Below are 14,614 nucleotides of genomic sequence, written 5' to 3'. Positions count from 1 at the left end.
GATAACCGCTGAAAGCATCTAAGCGGGAAACCAGCCACAAGATAAGTTCTCCCTTGTCGCAAGACACTTAAGATCCCAGGAAGACCACCTGGTAGATAGGCCGGAAGTGTACGCGCAGTAATGTGTTCAGCTGACCGGTACTAATAGATCGTGAGTCTTAACTCTCTCTCTTCACCTGTTTTTCTTACATATTTCGTCCTGGTGACCACGGCGGAGGGGCCACACCCGATTCCATTCCGAACTCGGAAGTTAAGACCTCCAGCGCCAATGATACTGCCAGTCCACTGGTGGGAAAGTAGGTCGTCGCCAGGACTTTTTTTATTTCTGCTCTTTATCCCCCATGTCCGCCGTAATCTGAGCCCTCGCCTTCCACTTTTTTCATCGCCTTTGCTACGCTATCTTTGTAGTCCCATCTCCTCGTTATTGCTGAATTATTTTGACATATGAGTCTTTCTGGCCTTGTGCGGTACGATCAGATAAAATGATTGTGTGTTGCTAACTGAGCACTATAGACATCAATCATGAAGCAAATAGTAGCGTGGGCCGGGAATGCCTACTTCGTTTCGCACATGCGCAATGCAGGATATCATGTCGTTGTCCTGCCAAAAAGTTTTCGCGCGGTCGGCTGGGATGACATCATTGAACATTGCGGCACGGTTCCCGACATGTTCATCTACGGTGATTGCAGCGTCCTCCCATTTCTTCGGGATATTGAATCATTCCCGTGTCCCACGATTTTTTACGCGATAGATACGCATATCCACAGTTGGTATCCACGGTTTGCGCAGGCCTTCGACTTGTGCTGTGTTGCGATGCGCGATCATCTTTCAGCGTTTGCGGGGCATCGGCTCAGAGATGATCAGATCTCTTGGTTGCCGCTATTTGCCAAGGACCAGGATCGGCGAACCGATATCCATGATAACCCTCGCTACGATGTCGTATTTGTCGGCAAGAACGATCCGTCTCTCACTCCAGTCAGGCACAGGCTCCTTCAGGAATTAGGCGACAAGGTCCCCCTGACGGTTTTGCAGGGCAGGTACAATGAAGTGTATGCCCGCGCGAAACTCGTGCTGAACATATCCGAGCATGGCGATCTGAACTTCCGGGTGTTTGAGGCCCTTGGATGCGGTGCCTGCCTGATCACGCCTCGAGTCGGTCATGGCCTTCTCGATCTTTTTTCTGACGGGAAGGATCTGTTCACCTATGATGCGGATGATCTGCCGGCGCTGGTGAGGCTCATAAGGGAACTGCTGGCGGATGAATCGAGGCGGGACAGAGTTGCCGACGCCGGTCTGGCTGCCGTTGAGGGGAAGCATCGAGCGGCAGACCGTGCGCGCGAGTTCATGGAGTGGATTTCAGCCCAGGACCTCACGCACCTGGTCCGGGAAAGACTGGCCGCGAAGGAAGGGATCAGGCAGGGCTATCTGCGCCTGCTGTACCTTCATCTGGCCAAAGCCGAGGCTGACGCCGAACGGGCGCGGATGTATATGGAATTTGCCGGTTCGGGACCGGTCCTTTGATTGCCTGCGCACCTCCCGCATGATTCGCGGATGATAGCCGCTGCAGATTATCGGTGTTGGACCGGGTAGATCGCCGTCATGTCGACTGCTCACCCCAGGGTGGCTTTGAGCGCCCTGGCGACGTCCTCAATAATCCACGACGGTGTCGACGCACCGGCGGTGAGTCCGATACGTTCGAAGGCTTCAAGTTCGCCCCAGGGCAGCTCATCGGAGGTTTCGACATGCACGGTGAACACGCCAGCCTCCTGGGCGATTTGGGCCAACCTGCGGGTGTTGCCGCTGTTTTTTCCTCCCACCACGACCATGGCCTGAACCTCCCGCGACAGGATGCGCACCTCTTCCTGCCTGTCTTTCGTCGCCGTGCAGATGGTGTCCAGAATGGTCATCTCCTGATCGATTTCACCCAGAAGAAATTCGCGGATGGCGGTGAATGACTCGCGGTCCTGCGTTGTCTGCGCGGCAAGGAAATATCTGCTGCCCTGCGGAAGCGTCATGGCTTTCACTTCCTCAAGGCTTTCAAACACCGTGTGCTCCGGTGCGTAGCTGATGAGCCCCTTGACTTCGGGGTGGTCCCGCTCGCCGAAAAGCAGGAGATGCTTGCCCTGCTCGGCCTGTTTCTGGATGAGGATCTGCGCCTTTTTAACTTTCGGGCACGTGGCGTCGATCAGGGTTACACCAAGCCTTTCGAAGTTTTCCTGCACCTGCTTAGGGATTCCATGCGCCCTGATGATGACCACATCCGCCGGGTCGAGTCGTTTCGAGCCGTCCGTCTGTTTCACCCCGAGGTTCCGGTAGCGTTCGAGCACCTGCGGGTTGTGGATGATCGGTCCCAGAGTATGGATGGTGCCCTTGCCGGGCGGGTTGCGAACGGCCTTGTCGAGCTTGTTCAGGGCCATGTCCACGCCCATGCAGAATCCCGCGGTTTCAGCGATGATGAGTTCCATGTTCCTCCTCCGTCTCCATGTGCGTCGCTTGTCCTTCCAGCAGGGCAAACACTTCGTCCCAGGTTTTGCAGAACACGATGTCGCGCCGCAGGCTGCGCGCGCCGGGAAGGCCTTTGAGAAAGCGAGGCACCAGAGTACGCATCTTCAAAAGCCCCAACCTGTCCATGCGGGGTCCCGTATAGAGTTCGCACAGCCTGCGAACCATGGTGATGGCCTGGCGGCCGCTCTTCTCCGATGCTTCGGCATGTCCGCGCAAGGCCAGGTAGCGCTCGAAAATCGCCGGATCGTTCAGGGCGCCCCGCGCGAACATGATGCTGTCGACACCGGTCTGCTCGACGCAGCGGACCGCGTCTTCCGCCATGAAAAGGTCTCCGCTGGCGATGACGGGCAGGCCGACGGTTTTCTTCAACTCGGCCAGCCGGGGCCAGTCCGCCTGGCCGGTGAACCCCTGGGCCCCGTAGCGTGGGTGCATGGTCACCCAGCCGGCGCCCAGATCTTCGAGCCCCTTGGCTACATCCAGAAAGACCGGCTGTCCGACGTACCAGCCCAGACGGATCTTGAACCCCATGCATCCGGGTTCCGTGGCGCCGATCATGGCCTTGGCGAGTCGCAGGAGGTGCTGCGGCTCCTTCAGCAGGGCTGCGCCGCTGCCTGTTTTGGAGACTTTGCGCACCGGGCAACCGCAGTTGAGGTCGAAGTAGCGGAAACCGGCCTCCCGCAGGCGTTCAACAGCCTGTACCAGGAATTGCTCCTCGGATCCGAAAAGCTGGACGACCAGGGGCTCGTCCGCCGCACTGGTCATGAGCAGTTCCTGGGTGCCGGGGCTTTGGTAGATAAGTCCTTTGGCGCTGACCATTTCCGTCACGGCCATACGGCAGCCGTATTCGCGGCAGAGCAGTCTGAAGGGCAGGTCCGAATAGCCGGCCAGAGGGGCAAGCCATGGCGCGTCGGGAGAAAAGGATATGCGTGGGGTCATGGGAGCTGTGGTCTATGGTTTCAATTCGATGTGTCGCACGGATCGTGGCGGGTCGCGTGGTGGATTTCAGGCCGAGGCAGCTCGAAAATTCCCGGGGCATCAGGATTCGGTCTTGGGCTGGTCGAGGATCAGTTCCACCTCGTCGACGCTGAGACCCGTGGCCTGAGCCAAGGCCTGGGCAGACTGGCCGCGCCGGAACCCGCTCAGGATGGTCTGCCGCAGGAACTGGGGCGATTTGGTGAAGTTCTCGGCCTGTTCGAGGAGGCGGCGCATTTCCGTGGAGCGCTGGTGCAGCTTGTCTTCGAGCAGGGCCAGCTCTTCCTGCCGCTTGGCGAAGGTTTCGACGATTTCTTTTTCCAGGCGCGCGTTGAAGTCGAGCTTCTGGAGGAATTCCTGCTGCTTGTCCTGCAGGGAGCGGACGAGGAGCTCCGACTTCTTGAGCTTCATGTAGAAGATGCACGCCAGCACCATGAGCAGGAGTTCCACTGCCGTGGACGCTGCCAGAATCCAGTAGGAAAAATCCGGGTTCATCTAGACCTGCGTGTCGATCAGGCGGCCCTGATCCGATTCCGGTTCCGGTTGCGTGTCCTGGGCTTCCCCGTGCCCGGCAAAGAACTGCCCGCTCGACTGGCTGTGGCCCTCGGGATCCACCAGGTTGCCGGAGTCTGTCGCTTCACTTTTGAGGACCTGTTTCTGCTCCTGGCGCTGGCGGCGCAGCACCGCTTCCTGGGCAAGGGCCTGCTGCGCTTCGGGGTGGGCGACCTGGGTATGGTGGATTTTCTGGGCCTCCGGAATCTGGCTGATGAGCGTCGTGAGATTGAGATTGTCGACCATTACCGCACCACATATTCCTCGATAAGGATTTCCGACACGGTCCCGCTTTTCATGTGCCGGTTGATGACCGCCGCCAGATCGCTTTTGAGCTTATCGGAATTGGCCGGGTTGTCCAGAAAGGACAGGGGCGCGCTCTTCAGGTAGCCATAGATGCCGTCTCTGATGAAAACCGATTTGACCTGCATTTCCAGGCGCATGATCTCCGTCACGTTGGGGATCGACAGGGTGAAGGTAAGGATGCGAATCTGGTCCGCAAGCGCGAATTCCACCTGAAACCGCTCCAGGCTGTGGGTCACGAGCACCGGAGGCTGCTTCGTTGCGTTGTCGGCTTCGGGCGACGCGGCTTCGGGCTGGGCATGGGGAGCGGCTTCAGTCTGTTGCTGTGGTTCTTCGGCTTCCGCCGGTTGCTTTGTTGGCTCGTCGGACGAGGATTTCATGAAGAAATACGCTCCGACCGCGCCGAACAGCAGGCAGAGTGCCGCAGCGAGACCGAATATCAAGATTTTTTTCCGCGAACGTTTGGGGGCTGTCTGCTCTTGGGGGGCCAGAGCCGGGACTGTCTGCTCGGGCTCCTGTTCGGCGGGAGGGGGAGGCGGTTCTTCCTCTTTCTCCTCGAATTCGAGGAACAGGGCGTCGTCCAGGTCGAGTTCGACCTTCTGCAGGCCCTTGGGGACCTCGTCCCGCAGACGTTCATCATCCAGGGCGACATTGGTGTCGCCATTCTGGAGCGGCTGGGCGAGAAGGACGAGAAGGATCATGGGGCGGCCCCGACCGGCAACGGGGGACGCTGCCGGCCAGGATGGTTATTCAAAGATTTTGTTGATTTTCTGGCCCAGGGTTTCCGCAGTGAAGGGCTTGACGATGTAGTTGGAAACCTTGGCCTGCACGGCCTCGATGATGTTCTCCTGCTGGGCCTCGGCCGTGACCATGAGGAAGGGCAGGTCCGCGAACTCCTCGCTGGCGCGTACCTTGCGCAACAGTTCGATGCCGGTCATCTGGGGCATGTTCCAGTCGGAGATGATGAAATCCACCTGGTCCTTGTTCAGGAGCTCCCAGGCCGCGGCGCCGTCGTCGGCCTCGATGATGTTGGAGAAGCCGAGCTGTCTGAGAATATTTTTAATGATCCGGCGCATGGTCGAGAAGTCATCGACAATGAGCACCCGCATGTTCGTGTTGACCGCCATGTATTCCTCCGCATTGGAAATTCATGAAACCGAAGGGCCCGTCAGGTGATGTCCCCGTACTCGCGCATGAACATATGCTTGAGCTTCCCCAGGGCCTGCGAGTGCAGCTGCGAGACCCGTCCCTCGGTGATGTCCAAGGCGGAAGCCACTTCCTTCATGTTGAGTTCTTCGGTGTAGTACAAGCTGAGCACCAGCTTTTCCCGTTCGCTCAGTCTATCGATGAGATGCCCCAGCTTGTCAATGATATCCTGGAATGCCGCGGCGGCAAAGGGTTCCTGGTGATTGCGCCCCTCTCCGGCCTGCTCTCCGTGCTCCTGGATCGCCTCGAGACTCAGGATGATCTGGGAGTTCAGGGCTTCAAGCGTCGACTCCAGTTCCAGGCGGTCCTGGCCCGTGACTTCGAGCAGTTCATTGCGGGACGGGGCGTGTCCGTTCTCCTGCTCGAACTCGCGGATGACCTGTTCCAGCTTCTTGATTTTCTGTCTGAGCCCCCGCGAGAGCCAATCCATGCGCCGCAGTTCGTCGAGCATGGCGCCGCGGATCCTGTTGTCGGCGAAGGTTTCGAAGCGGATGCCCAGATCTGGCCTGAATTTGCCGAAGGCCTCCATGAGGCCCAGGGTCCCCGCGCTGATCAGGTCCGGCAGTTCGATGTGGGACGGGAGTTTGGACTTGAGGTGCAGGGCGCTGGCCTTGATGCGGGGGGCGAAGGCGCGGGCGATGCGGTCCTTGTCGGCGGGGGACAGGGACGAGAAGGAGGTTCCGGTCTGCTCCAGCACGGACCAGACCGGTTCGGCGGCGTTATTCCGCAAAGAGGAGCTTCTTCCAGAAGAACTTGATGTTCCCATCGAGATGGTCCTGCGGTTTCCATTGCGCCAGCTTGCGGGCCACGGCGGACATGGCTCTGGACGCCTCGGCCTCCGGGTTCAGGCTGCAGAAGGGCTGCTGCCGGATGACGGCCTGGCGCACCGTTGGGTCCTGGGGGATTGCGCCGACGAAATCCAGGGAGATGCCTCCCAGGAAATGGTCGCAGGCGTTGTAGAGCTTGGCGAAGATTTCCCTGGCCGCTTTTTCGCTGCCGGCCATGTTGACCAGCACGTGGAACGAGTCGACCCCATGCCGCAGCTTCAGGACCTTGATGAGGGCGTAGGCGTCGGTCAGGGACGTCGGCTCGGGCGTGATGACCAGCAGTCGGTTCTGGACGGCCAGGTTGAAGTAGAGGACGTTGTCGTTGATGCCCGCCCCCGTGTCGACGATCAGAAAGTCGATGCTGTCCTCCAGGACGTCCATGGCCTCCAGGAGTTCGAGCTTCTGTCCCGTGGACAGGGACAGCATGCCGCTCACGCCGCTGGCCGCCGGCAGGATGGAGAACCCGAATTCCGTCGGGTGGAGGATGTCGCCGATGGACACGCCTTCGTGAAAGACGTGGAACAGATTCTTTTCCGGTGTCATGCCCAGTACGACATCGACGTTGGCCAGGCCCAGGTCCGCGTCGAGGATGACGCAGCGCTTGCCCAGCCGTGCGAGGCACAGGGCGAGATTGACGGAGACGTTGGTTTTTCCGACGCCACCCTTGCCGGAGGTGACCGAGAGAACGATGGGGAGGTTGGCGCTCATGCTCTGTCCGGGACGTGTTATCAGTTGGTTGCGAGGGGCAACTCGTGCCGCAGCAGGAGTTTCCAGACATCGTGCCCGCAGGGCTGGGCCAGGGTGTTCTTCAGATCCGGCCCGACGGAAAAGAGGGAGACGGGCAACCCGGTGCTGCTGGCCAGATTGATTATTTCCCCGTAATTACAGGCTTCGTCCAGCTTCGTCCAGATAATGCTGGACGCCGACGGGCAGCGCAGCCGGCTCATGAAGCTCTCCATCTGGGACGAGCCGAACAGCGGGCTGAGGACCAGGTGAACGTGGCAGGGGGGCAGGGCGCCGCCGGCGGCGTCGTCCAGCCAGGACGTCAGGCTCTGGCGGCCGGGCAGACCGGGCAGGTCCACCAGGATGAGGTCGTAACTTTGCGCGTCGCCGCGCAGGGCCTCCCAGTGCTCCCTCGTGTCCAGTTCCCGGTACGAAAGCCCCGAAAGCTCGGTGTAGTGGCGCAGGTAGAGGCGCCCCTTGCCCTGGGAGCGGTCGGCGTTGACCACCAGGATGCGCGGGCCTTTTCCGTTTTTCTTCGCGGCCAGGGCCAGGCGCAGCGCCGTGCTGGTCTTGCCGCTGCCGAAGGGGCCGGCCAGGAGATGGATCTTGTGTTCCCAGGGGGTGTCCAGCCAGGGGGCGACGCCGACCATGTCGTTCATGACCGAGAGGGTGGGCGTGTCGGGCGAACGGCGGAATTTCTCCCACAGGTCCATGAGCACGTCCTCCTTCACTCCCTCGCGTTCCAGGTATTCGAAGACCAGCTGCTGTCGGGGCGTGAGCAGGCCCACATCCATCTGGGGCTTGAGCACGGCCATGAGCTGCTTGCGCAGCCTCGTCCACTCCTCGCGCAGGCAGGATGCGTCGTCCTGGCCCAGGGGCGGGGCGATCTCGGCCGTTTCCGTGGCGGCGGGGGGCACATCCAGGGCGGCCATGATCTCGTAGGTGGTCACCCCTTTGACGGACCGCTTCTGGTTGCTGAGGATGATGGCGTCAGGGCCCAGCTCGTTCTTGATCCGGGCCATGATGTCCTTGGTGCTCGTTCCGGTGAATGTCCTGACCTGCATGCTAGATTTCCACCATGGCTACGGATTCGAGTCTGATGTCGGCCGGAATCTCCGCCTGGGAGATGACCGGCATGGTCGGCAGGAAGCGGGCCAGGAGCTGGGCGAGGTGCTGCCGGATGACCGGGGAGGTCAGCAGCACGGGCTGGCCCTCGGCCACGATACCCTTTTCGGAGGCCTTGTTGATGGCCTGGATGATCTTGTGCGCCAGCCCCGGCTCCATGGCCAGGTAGGTGCCGTTGTCCGTGCGCTTGATGCTCTCCTGGAAGGCGTTTTCGATGGCCGGGTTCAGGGAGATGATGGGCAGCAGGTTGCCGGATCCCAGGTAGGGCTTGATGATGGTCCTGGACAGGCGCTGCCGCACGAATTCCGTGAGCTGGTCCGGGTCCTTGATGGAATGGCCGTAGTCGGCCAGGCATTCCACGATACTCAGCAGATCGCGGATGGACACGTTCTCTTTCACCAGGTTCTGCAGGACCTTCTGCACCGAGCCCAGGGCCAGGATGCCGGGCACCAGTTCCTCCACGACCTTGGGGGCGCGCTGGGACAGGTTGTCCAGCAGAGCCTGGACCTCCTGGCGGCCCAGGAACTCGTGCAGGTTCTGCTTGAATACTTCGGTCAGGTGTGTGGCGATGACCGTCGAGGGGTCGACCACGGTGTACCCGGCCATGACGGCCTCGTCCTTCTTGGCGTCGGGGATCCACAGGGCCGGAAGGTTGAAGGCCGGCTCCAGGGTCTCGATGCCCTTGATGCGGTGGCGCGCGTCGCCAGGGTCCATGGCCAGGAAGTGGTCGATCATGATCTCGGCCGAGGCCACACGGTTGCCCTTGATCTGGACCACGTACTCGCCGGGCTTGAGCTGCAGGTTGTCGCGCAGGTGCAGGGACGGCACGATGACCCCCATGTCCAGGGCGAACTGGCGGCGGATGGAGCGGATGCGCGCCAGCAGGTTGCCGTTCTGCTCCTCGTCCACAAGGGGGATGAGCCCGTAGCCCACTTCCAGTTCCATGACGTCGAGGGGCAGCAGGGCCTGGACCTCTTCGGGGCTGTCGGGCGCCGCGCCCTTCTTTTTCCTGGGTTCGGGCTCCTTGGTTTCGGCCTTGATGCGGTCGGCCAGGACGGACACGCCGAAGAGGGCGCCGGAAATGATCATGAAGGCCAGGGTCGGCATGCCCGGTACGATGGCGAAGAGCAGCAGCACGCCCGAGACGAGCTTCAGGGCCTTGGGGTGGTTGGTCAGCTGGCCGATGAACTCCTCGCCCATGCGCGCCTCGGCCGCCGCGCGGCTGACGATGATGCCGGCCGAGGTCGAGGTGATCAGCGAGGGGATGGTCGAGACCAGGCCGTCGCCGATGGTCAGCAGCGAAAAGGTCTTGGCCGCTTCCATCCAGCTCATGTCCTTCATCAGAACGCCGATGAAGATGCCGCCGACGATGTTGATGAAGGTGATGAACATGCCCGCGTTGACGTCACCGGATACGAACTTGCCCGCGCCGTCCATGGCGCCGTAGAAGTCCGCCTCGCGGCGCAGGTTCTCGCGCTGCCTGACGGCCTGCTCCTCGTCGATGAGGCCGGCGTTCAGGTCGGCCTCGATGGCCATCTGTTTGCCGGGCATGGCGTCCAGGGTGAAGCGCGCCGCGACTTCGGCGATGCGCGTCGTGCCGGCCACGATGACGGTCTTGTTCAGGATGAAGAGGATGAGGAAGATGACCGCGCCGATGGCGAAGTTGCCGCCGACCACGAACTCGCCGAAGGCCTGGATGACCTTGCCCGCGGCCCCGGTGCCCTGGTCCCCGTGCAGCAGGATGAGCCTGGTGGAGGCCACGTTCAGGGCCAGGCGCAGGAGCGTGGTCACGAGCAGGACCGACGGGAAGATGGAGAATTCCAGCGGCGAGGTCATGAACATGGAGGTGATGAGGATGACCAGGGAGAAGGAGATGGAGAAGGCCAGCAGCACGTCCAGGATGATGGTCGGCAGCGGCACCAGCATGACGAAAAGCGTCAGAACCACACCGCCGGCCAGGAGGAAGTCTCCCTGCTTGGTGAAGCGCTTGTAGTTGATGGTCATGGCCTGGGCGCGTGAAGACATTATTTTGACGTCCTGAAGCGGTTGCGGTTCTAGGGGCGGCGCTGCCTGGTCCGGTAGATCTGGGCCAGGATCGCGGCCACTGCCTGGTAGAATTCCTCGGGGATGGTGTCCCCGACCTCGACCACCTTATACAAGGCCCGTGCCAGGGGTTTGTTCTCGCGGATGGGGATGCCGTGTTCGCGTGCGATCTCCCTGATGCGTTCGGCCACCTTGCCGGCGCCCTTGGCCAGCACCACCGGTGCGGGAGCTTCCTGGGCGTTGTAGCGGACGGCGATGGCCAGGTGGGTCGGGTTGGTGATGATGACGTCGGCCTTGGGCACGTCCTGCATCATGCGCCGCATCATGACGGCCATCATCTTCTGGCGCTGCTTGCTCTTGACGACCGGGTCGCCCTCGGCCTGCTTGCGCTCGTCCTTGACCTCGCTCTTGGTCATCTTGATGTTCTCTTCGTAGTCCCAGCGGGAATAGAGGAGGTCGGCGACGCCGATGATGAGCATGGGCGCCAGGGCGTACTGGAACATGGTCTGTCCGGCCGAGAGGACGTAGGCGGCGATGGCCTCGGGAGTCTGGTAGAAGAGGGGGATGACCTCACCGAGGGCCTGCTTGAGGACCACGTAGGGCCCGATGGCCACGGCCACGGCCATGAAGATGCTTTTGAGCAGGCGGACGACCGCCTGTTTGCTCAGGATCAGCTTTTTGAGTCCGGACACGAAGTTGAGGAACTTGAACTTGGGCTTGAGGACCTTGGGCGCCCAGAGCTTGCCGACCTGCAGTCGGACCATGACGAAGGCCGCGACGGCGATGACCAGCATGACGGGCAGCACCATGACGGCGACGCTGACGAGGCAGTCCTTGAAGAGCGCGTAGACCGAGGTTCGGGTCAGTTCGAAGGTGAAGCTTTCATGGAAGAACCAGCGCATGAGCTTGTCCATCTCGGCGTGGATGGTGTCCAGATACAGGCGCAGCATGATGATGCCGAAGAGCAGGGTCACGGGCTTGGGCAGCTCCTGGCTCTTGGGCACACTTCCCTCGCCGCGGGCCTTGTTGCGGCGTTTGGGGGTGGCTTGTTCTGTGCGGCTCGGATCGGTCTGGGACATGGGGTCCTAGCGCATGGCGCCGATGAGTTGGGAGAAGAGGAGCGGCATGCGCGACACGAAGCCCTCCATGTGCAGGGTCAGAATCTCGAAGATGATGCCCAGAAACAGAAAGCCGACGCTAATCTTGATCGGGAAGCCGATGATCAGCACGTTCATCTGCGGGGAGGCGCGCGAAACCAGGGCCAGGGCCAGGTCCACCAGCAGGATGGCGGCGATGACCGGGGCGCCGATCTGGATGGCCAGGACAAAAATCTGACCCGAGAGGGCGAAGACTTGGGAGACCAGCCGCTCGGTGATGAGGATGGAACCCGGGGGCAGCAGGTCGAAGCTTTTCATCAGCCCGCTCAGGAGATAGAGGTGGCCGTTGAAGCTCAGGAACGTCAGCAAACTGACCATGTAGAGGAAATGCGCCGTGACCGCCTCGGACGCGCCTGAATCCGGGTCCACGACGTTGACCATGGCGAAGCCCATCTGGAAGCCGATGAGCTGGCCGCCGGTCTGGATGGCGGCGAAGACGAAGCGGATGACCAGGCCCAGGATCAGGCCGATCAGCAGTTCCGCGCCGAGCATGACCGCCAGGGAGAACGGGTGCGCCGGCAGTTGGTCCCCGACCAGCGGCAGCCGCGGCCAGAGGGCCAGGGTCAGGGTCAGGCAGAGGGCCGCCTTGGCGGGCGTGGGCAAGGTCTGGCCGCCGAAGAAGGGCATGAGGAAAAGGATCACGCTGATGCGCATGAGCGCAAACAGAAAGGTCAGGGTGACGCCCGGATCGAAGGAGAAGAGGTCCATGCGCCGCCTGAAGCAAAACGCGGACCACGGGACGGGGCTGGCCCCGATCTGTCTTTGCTGGCTGTGGAAAAACTCGAAATTCGCAGGCCGCTCAAAAACGGCGGATTGCTAGACCATGCCTGGCCAGGACTCGGTCTGCCAGCGGCGCAGGGCGTTGAACATGTTGGTGCGGATGCGCTTGTCGCCCTTGCACAGGGACAGGGCGGCGTCCAGGGTCTCGCTGCGGGCCGTGGCGTCCTTGGATGGGCAGTCGTTCTGCCAGAGGGGGAGCTTCCACTGCCGGCAGGCTTGGGAGATGGTGGACTTGTCCAGCAGGAGCAGGGGGCGGATGAGGGTCAGGCGGCCGCCGAAATAGGTCTCCTTGGGCACCAGACCGTATATTTTCCCCGTCTTCAGCATGTTCATGAAGAAGGTCGAGACCAGGTCGTCGGTGTTGTGCCCCAGGGCCAAGTGGGTCAGGTTGTACTGGCGGCAGAGGTCGAAGAGGCGCTTGCGGCGGTGCCATGCGCAGAAGAAGCACGGCGATTTCTTGCGGTTTTCGGGCGAGTGGGCCCGGGGGCCGAAGTCCGTGGTTTCGAGATGGCCGGCCACCCCGTGCTCCCGCATCCAGTCGGCCAGGGGGGCGTGGTTCGTCGAATCGAAGCCGGGGTTCAGATGGATGACGAAGAGTTCGAAGGGGAAGGGCACGATGCGCTGGCGCATGGTCATGACCTGGAGCATGACCCAGCTGTCCATGCCCCCCGACACGGCCAAGCCGATGCGTGCCCCGGGCCAGGCCATGCCCGTCTGCTGCATGAGTTTGCCGGCCTGTCCGAGGCAGGACTGCTGGGCGTATTTGAGCTTGCCCCACTGGGCCATGGCGGTCTCCGGATAACGGCTTGCAGCGGAGCGCACAGGCGCCCCGCAGGGGTTTGACAGATTCGCGATGCGTATTATGAGCCTTGGGTGCCCGCCTCCCTATCGACGCCGCAGGCCCGTGTAAAGGGCCGGCCCCGGGGAGGAGGCGAGTTGCACGTTGACAGGGCCCGGAGGTTGTGCGTAACGTGAAATGTTATTCCCGACTCGATCCGTTGAGCCGGGCATTTTTTCCGTGTATTCTCAACTCGATATATATTTGCGGAGGTGTAATGGCCAGGATTACCGTTGAAGATTGCCTGGAGAAGGTCAACAACAGATTTCTGATCGTGCAGATGGCCATCAAGCGGGTCAAGCAGTATCACGAAGGGTACGATCCCCTCGTCTCGTCCAAGAACAAGGAAATCGTGACCGCCCTGCGCGAGATCGCCGAAGGCAAGGTCCTGCCCGATGTGGAGCACATCGAGGATTTCAGTTTCGAAGCCGACGATCAGGATGAGTGATGGCTGACAAGCGTGATTACTACGAAGTGCTGGGCGTCGGCCGCAGCGCCTCGGCGGACGAGATCAAGAGCGCCTATCGCAAGCTCGCCCTGAAATACCACCCCGACCGCAACCCGGACAATCCTGAGGCCGAGGACATGTTCAAGGAGGCGGCCGAGGCCTACGAGGTTCTGAGCGACGCGCCCAAGCGCGCCCAGTACGACAGGTTCGGTCATGCCGGCGTCAACGGCCAGGGCTTCGGGGATCATTTCCACTCCTCCGAGGACGTGTTCAGCGCCTTCGGCGACATCTTCGGGGATTTCTTCGGATTCGGCGCGGCCGCCGGTGGCCGGCGCCGTCCGCGTGCCGGGGCGGACCTGCGCTACAACCTGACCGTGTCCTTCCGCGACGCGGCCAAGGGAACCGAGGTCGAACTCAATATCCCCAAGAAGGAGACCTGTTCCGACTGCGGCGGGTCCGGCTCCACGCCGGGGCACACCCCCGAGACATGCCAGCATTGCCGCGGGCAGGGTCAGGTCACCCAGAGCCAGGGATTTTTCCGCATCTCCGTGCCGTGTCCCGTCTGCCGGGGCGAGGGCAAGGTCATCACCCACCCGTGTGCCAAGTGCCGCGGCCAGGGCGTGACGCAGATCAACAAGAACCTCAAGGTGCGCATCCCCGGCGGCGTGGACAACGGCAGCCGCCTGCGCCTGCGCGGCGAGGGCGAGCCCGGTGATTTCGGCGGGCCGCATGGCGATCTCTACGTGGTCATCTACGTCGAGGACGACAAGATATTCACCCGCCGTGGCCAGGATTTGGTCATCGTGGCGGAGATCTCCATCGTGCAGGCCATCCTCGGGGCCAAGATCGAAGTCCCGACCCTCGACGAGCCCGTGAGCCTGGAAATCCCCAAGGGCACCCAGTCCGGCAAGATCCTGCGCATCAAGGGCCTCGGCCTGCCGCACCTGGGTAGCACCCAGAAGGGCGACCTGCTGGTGGAAGTCTCGGTGCGCATCCCGACCAACGTGACCAAAAAGCAGGAGGAGCTGTTGCGCGAGTTCGAAAAGCTCGAGGACAACCGTCCGCTGAACAAGGTCAAGGATTTCTTCAAGAAAGCCATGGGCGACTAGTCCGGGCGAAAGCTGCGAACGGCCGGA

At 61.7% G+C, this 14,614-nt stretch carries 16 protein-coding genes and 2 rRNA genes; 5 read left to right on the top strand and 13 right to left on the bottom strand.

Translation table 11 applies throughout. From position 1 onward, the window contains the following. The 3 genes from G394_RS0115285 to G394_RS0115275 form a co-directional block, all read left to right on the top strand. Positions 1-165 (top strand): 23S ribosomal RNA (locus G394_RS0115285); the annotation flags it as partial. Positions 166-197: 32 nt separating this feature from the next. After that, positions 198-312 (top strand): 5S ribosomal RNA (gene rrf, locus G394_RS0115280). A 209-nt stretch (positions 313-521) separates the two neighbouring features. Further along, a complete protein-coding gene (locus tag G394_RS0115275; protein ID WP_028578410.1) occupies positions 522-1,520 on the top strand; it encodes a glycosyltransferase family protein in 999 nt (332 codons plus the stop codon). A gap of 89 nt (positions 1,521-1,609) precedes the next feature. On the opposite strand, the gene ispH is transcribed toward G394_RS0115275, so the two are convergent. The 13 genes from ispH to G394_RS0115210 all read right to left on the bottom strand — a co-directional run bounded on the left by ispH (position 1,610) and on the right by G394_RS0115210 (position 12,978). After that, entirely contained in the window at positions 1,610-2,464 is an 855-nt protein-coding gene (gene ispH / locus G394_RS0115270; RefSeq protein ID WP_028578409.1) for a 4-hydroxy-3-methylbut-2-enyl diphosphate reductase, read from the bottom strand. Next, positions 2,445-3,440 (bottom strand): tRNA dihydrouridine synthase, encoded by a 996-nt coding sequence (locus G394_RS19500; RefSeq protein WP_043776194.1) that lies wholly within the window; start codon positions 3,438-3,440, stop codon positions 2,445-2,447. The genes ispH and G394_RS19500 overlap by 20 nt, the downstream gene beginning before the upstream one ends. 99 nt (positions 3,441-3,539) lie before the next feature. Continuing rightward, positions 3,540-3,971 carry a hypothetical protein gene (locus G394_RS0115260; RefSeq protein WP_028578408.1) on the bottom strand — a complete coding sequence of 144 codons (432 nt, stop codon included), beginning with the start codon at positions 3,969-3,971 and terminating at the stop codon, positions 3,540-3,542. Next, positions 3,972-4,274 (bottom strand): hypothetical protein, encoded by a 303-nt coding sequence (locus G394_RS0115255; protein ID WP_028578407.1) that lies wholly within the window; start codon positions 4,272-4,274, stop codon positions 3,972-3,974. Continuing rightward, positions 4,274-5,032 (bottom strand): flagellar basal body-associated FliL family protein, encoded by a 759-nt coding sequence (locus G394_RS0115250; RefSeq protein WP_028578406.1) that lies wholly within the window; start codon positions 5,030-5,032, stop codon positions 4,274-4,276. Before G394_RS0115250 ends, G394_RS0115255 begins: the two co-directional genes overlap by 1 nt. A 45-nt stretch (positions 5,033-5,077) precedes the next feature. Continuing rightward, on the bottom strand, positions 5,078-5,458 hold the full coding sequence (locus tag G394_RS0115245; RefSeq protein ID WP_028578405.1) for a chemotaxis response regulator CheY: 381 nt from the start codon (positions 5,456-5,458) through the stop codon (positions 5,078-5,080). Between the two features lie 41 nt (positions 5,459-5,499). Further along, complete coding sequence (locus G394_RS0115240; protein ID WP_028578404.1) at positions 5,500-6,303, bottom strand: FliA/WhiG family RNA polymerase sigma factor; 804 nt, start codon at positions 6,301-6,303, stop codon at positions 5,500-5,502. Continuing rightward, complete coding sequence (locus G394_RS0115235; protein WP_028578403.1) at positions 6,257-7,072, bottom strand: MinD/ParA family protein; 816 nt, start codon at positions 7,070-7,072, stop codon at positions 6,257-6,259. Before G394_RS0115235 ends, G394_RS0115240 begins: the two co-directional genes overlap by 47 nt. A gap of 20 nt (positions 7,073-7,092) precedes the next feature. Further along, the gene (locus tag G394_RS0115230) at positions 7,093-8,151 is read right to left on the bottom strand and encodes a flagellar biosynthesis protein FlhF (RefSeq protein ID WP_028578402.1); all 1,059 of its coding nucleotides are present in this window, start codon (positions 8,149-8,151) and stop codon (positions 7,093-7,095) included. A 1-nt stretch (position 8,152) separates the two neighbouring features. After that, positions 8,153-10,237: a flagellar biosynthesis protein FlhA gene (flhA, locus tag G394_RS0115225; protein ID WP_028578401.1), complete on the bottom strand. Its 2,085-nt coding sequence runs from the start codon at positions 10,235-10,237 to the stop codon at positions 8,153-8,155. 29 nt (positions 10,238-10,266) lie between these two features. Further along, positions 10,267-11,334 (bottom strand): flagellar biosynthesis protein FlhB, encoded by a 1,068-nt coding sequence (gene flhB / locus G394_RS0115220; protein ID WP_028578400.1) that lies wholly within the window; start codon positions 11,332-11,334, stop codon positions 10,267-10,269. Positions 11,335-11,340: 6 nt separating this feature from the next. Continuing rightward, positions 11,341-12,120 (bottom strand): flagellar biosynthetic protein FliR, encoded by a 780-nt coding sequence (fliR, locus tag G394_RS0115215; protein ID WP_028578399.1) that lies wholly within the window; start codon positions 12,118-12,120, stop codon positions 11,341-11,343. Positions 12,121-12,228: 108 nt separating this feature from the next. After that, the gene (locus G394_RS0115210; protein ID WP_028578398.1) at positions 12,229-12,978 is read right to left on the bottom strand and encodes a tRNA lysidine(34) synthetase; all 750 of its coding nucleotides are present in this window, start codon (positions 12,976-12,978) and stop codon (positions 12,229-12,231) included. Positions 12,979-13,247: 269 nt separating this feature from the next. Between G394_RS0115210 and rpoZ the strand changes: the two genes are divergently transcribed. Both rpoZ and dnaJ read left to right on the top strand, forming a co-directional pair. Then, positions 13,248-13,478, top strand: coding sequence for a DNA-directed RNA polymerase subunit omega (gene rpoZ, locus G394_RS0115205; RefSeq protein WP_028578397.1), 231 nt, complete (start codon positions 13,248-13,250; stop codon positions 13,476-13,478). After that, positions 13,478-14,587 carry a molecular chaperone DnaJ gene (gene dnaJ, locus G394_RS0115200; RefSeq protein WP_028578396.1) on the top strand — a complete coding sequence of 370 codons (1,110 nt, stop codon included), beginning with the start codon at positions 13,478-13,480 and terminating at the stop codon, positions 14,585-14,587. The genes rpoZ and dnaJ overlap by 1 nt, the downstream gene beginning before the upstream one ends. Positions 14,588-14,614 lie beyond the last annotated feature (27 nt).

This window comes from Desulfomicrobium escambiense DSM 10707, assembly GCF_000428825.1.
In the GTDB taxonomy this organism is placed as follows: Bacteria; Desulfobacterota; Desulfovibrionia; order Desulfovibrionales; family Desulfomicrobiaceae; genus Desulfomicrobium; species Desulfomicrobium escambiense.
The sequence above is the reverse complement of the archived record's forward strand: the minus strand, read 5'-3'. Positions and strand labels throughout refer to the sequence as shown.

Bases quoted from the DNA above. Each gene is read 5' to 3' on its own strand.
- G394_RS0115255 (WP_028578407.1), bottom strand. From the start codon at position 4,274: ATGGTCGACAATCTCAATCTCACGACGCTCATCAGCCAGATTCCGGAG.
- G394_RS0115260 (WP_028578408.1), bottom strand. From the start codon at position 3,971: ATGAACCCGGATTTTTCCTACTGGATTCTGGCAGCGTCCACGGCAGTG.
- ispH (WP_028578409.1), bottom strand. From the start codon at position 2,464: ATGGAACTCATCATCGCTGAAACCGCGGGATTCTGCATGGGCGTGGAC.
- G394_RS0115275 (WP_028578410.1), top strand. From the start codon at position 522: ATGAAGCAAATAGTAGCGTGGGCCGGGAATGCCTACTTCGTTTCGCAC.
- G394_RS0115230 (WP_028578402.1), bottom strand. From the start codon at position 8,151: ATGCAGGTCAGGACATTCACCGGAACGAGCACCAAGGACATCATGGCC.
- G394_RS0115210 (WP_028578398.1), bottom strand. From the start codon at position 12,978: ATGGCCCAGTGGGGCAAGCTCAAATACGCCCAGCAGTCCTGCCTCGGA.
- flhA (WP_028578401.1), bottom strand. From the start codon at position 10,237: ATGTCTTCACGCGCCCAGGCCATGACCATCAACTACAAGCGCTTCACC.
- G394_RS0115235 (WP_028578403.1), bottom strand. From the start codon at position 7,072: ATGAGCGCCAACCTCCCCATCGTTCTCTCGGTCACCTCCGGCAAGGGT.
- G394_RS0115250 (WP_028578406.1), bottom strand. From the start codon at position 5,032: ATGATCCTTCTCGTCCTTCTCGCCCAGCCGCTCCAGAATGGCGACACC.
- flhB (WP_028578400.1), bottom strand. From the start codon at position 11,334: ATGTCCCAGACCGATCCGAGCCGCACAGAACAAGCCACCCCCAAACGC.
- dnaJ (WP_028578396.1), top strand. From the start codon at position 13,478: ATGGCTGACAAGCGTGATTACTACGAAGTGCTGGGCGTCGGCCGCAGC.
- fliR (WP_028578399.1), bottom strand. From the start codon at position 12,120: ATGGACCTCTTCTCCTTCGATCCGGGCGTCACCCTGACCTTTCTGTTT.
- G394_RS0115240 (WP_028578404.1), bottom strand. From the start codon at position 6,303: ATGGGAACATCAAGTTCTTCTGGAAGAAGCTCCTCTTTGCGGAATAAC.
- G394_RS19500 (WP_043776194.1), bottom strand. From the start codon at position 3,440: ATGACCCCACGCATATCCTTTTCTCCCGACGCGCCATGGCTTGCCCCT.
- rpoZ (WP_028578397.1), top strand. From the start codon at position 13,248: ATGGCCAGGATTACCGTTGAAGATTGCCTGGAGAAGGTCAACAACAGA.
- G394_RS0115245 (WP_028578405.1), bottom strand. From the start codon at position 5,458: ATGGCGGTCAACACGAACATGCGGGTGCTCATTGTCGATGACTTCTCG.